The sequence below is a fragment of the Moorena sp. SIO4E2 genome, assembly GCF_010671945.1.
Classification (GTDB): domain Bacteria; phylum Cyanobacteriota; class Cyanobacteriia; order Cyanobacteriales; family Coleofasciculaceae; genus Moorena; species Moorena producens.
This window is the reverse complement of sequence record NZ_JAAHIE010000789.1, coordinates 1-1,786: the sequence shown is the minus strand read 5'-3', so window position 1 is coordinate 1,786 and position 1,786 is coordinate 1. Positions and strand designations below refer to the sequence as shown.

Sequence of the window (1,786 nt, the reverse complement as noted above, 5' to 3'; positions counted from 1 at the left end):
GTAGAAATAGCAGCCAGTACGGCCTCTATTGATTTAAATGATAAATTAAAAGCTTACCGACGTAATCAAGTTCAAGAATATTTAGTTTGGCGGGTTTATGACGGAGAACTTGATTGGTTTCGGTTAAGGGAAGGAAAATATATTAAACTAAACCCGAATGATAAAGGCATTATCTGTAGTGACTACTTCCCTGGGTTATGGTTAGCCCAAGATGCTTTACTTACCGGAGACTTAGGCCAAGTATTAGCCATTTTACAGGAGGGATTAAAATCACCGGAACATGAAAACCTAGTTAAGAAATAGGTAAGCATTGAGCTATCAGCGGTCAGCGGTCAGCGGTCAGCGGTCAGCGGTCAGCTGATAGCTGATAGCTTACTACGCTAAAAGCTAACGCACCAAAATCCAGAGAGTGCGAAGCGCGATCGCGTAACCAACCAAAGTCCCGAGGGTGTGTTAGCAATAGAGTAACCCACCAAAGTCAGTACGTAAGCATTCAGCTATCAGCTATCAGCTATCAGCTATCAGCTTTGGGCCTGTGGCCACGCTACGGGAACAGATTATCCCCATAGCGCACGCTACTGTTCGCGCAGCACCTCAAGTAGCGCAATCGGTGCTTTTGAATAAAATAAGCTGACGGCAATAAAATAAGCTGAGGGCTGAGGGCTGACGGCTGAATGCTTACGTCAGTACTGCTAAAAAATGCCATGTCTCAAACCATATTAAAACCAAAAAATCAAATTCCACCTCTTGAAAGTGGAGATCTACTAACTAGGCAAGAATTTGAACAGCGTTATGAACAAATGCCTGATGTCAAAAAAGCGGAATTAATCGAAGGAATTGTTTATATGGCATCACCCTTAAGAATTACCCAACATGGGGAACCCCATGCTTCTATTGTAACATGGCTTGGTGTCTATAAAGCTTCTACTCCTAATGTTCAACTAGGCGATAATTGTACAGTTAGACTTGATGCCGACAATGAACCTCAACCGGATGCTTTACTAAGACTAACGGTAGATGGACAATCAAGGATTAGTGAAGACGGCTATGTAGAAGGTGCGCCAGAATTAATAGTAGAAATAGCAGCCAGTACGGCCTCTATTGATTTAAATGATAAATTAAAAGCTTACCGACGTAATCAAGTTCAAGAATATTTAGTTTGGCGGGTTTATGACGGAGAACTTGATTGGTTTCGGTTAAGGGAAGGAAAATATATTAAACTAAACCCGAATGATAAAGGCATTATCTGTAGTGACTACTTCCCTGGGTTATGGTTAGCCCAAGACGCTTTAATTACTGGAGACTTAGCCCAAGTATTAGCCATTTTACAGGAGGGATTAAAATCACCGGAACATGAAAATCTAGTCAATAAATTGACCGATAAGGGGAAGGTTGACTAAAACAAGAGGCAATAGGTAATGGGTAATAGGTAATAGGTAATAGGTAATAGGTAATAGGTGGCACAGTAACGCACCAAAGTCAGTACTATTAACGCAAGAGGCAAGAGGCAAATGGAAGAAAACAGCTCTTTTTTAGGGACAGGATGGAGTTTCCCCCCTACATTTAATGGGGATACAGGAACGGTGGAGATGGTTTCTGATCAGGAAGATATTGTCCAAAGTCTGGAAATTATCCTGTCAACCCGTCCAGGGGAACGGATTATGCAGCCTGATTTTGGTTGCGAATTGAGTCAGTTTCTGTTTGAGGAAATTACTCAAGGGTTAATTACGGGAATAAGAGGCACGATTTCTGATGCTCTGTTGAACCATGAGCATCGTATAGATGT

4 protein-coding genes are annotated in these 1,786 nt (G+C 41.8%); 3 read left to right on the top strand and 1 reads right to left on the bottom strand.

Features of this window, described 5'->3' with window-relative positions; genetic code table 11:
- On the top strand, positions 1-303 hold a 303-nt coding region (locus F6K37_RS37230), incomplete at its 5' end, for a Uma2 family endonuclease (protein WP_287256023.1).
- Between the two features lie 241 nt (positions 304-544).
- Here F6K37_RS37230 and F6K37_RS37225 read toward each other — a convergent pair.
- The gene (locus tag F6K37_RS37225; RefSeq protein WP_287256021.1) at positions 545-706 is read right to left on the bottom strand and encodes a hypothetical protein; all 162 of its coding nucleotides are present in this window, start codon (positions 704-706) and stop codon (positions 545-547) included.
- Between F6K37_RS37225 and F6K37_RS37220 the strand changes: the two genes are divergently transcribed.
- Positions 705-1,400 (top strand): Uma2 family endonuclease, encoded by a 696-nt coding sequence (locus F6K37_RS37220; protein ID WP_287256019.1) that lies wholly within the window; start codon positions 705-707, stop codon positions 1,398-1,400. The two genes, F6K37_RS37225 and F6K37_RS37220, sit on opposite strands and share 2 nt — an antisense overlap.
- A gap of 111 nt (positions 1,401-1,511) precedes the next feature.
- The coding region (locus F6K37_RS37215) for a GPW/gp25 family protein (protein WP_287256018.1) at positions 1,512-1,786 on the top strand (275 nt) is incomplete at its 3' end.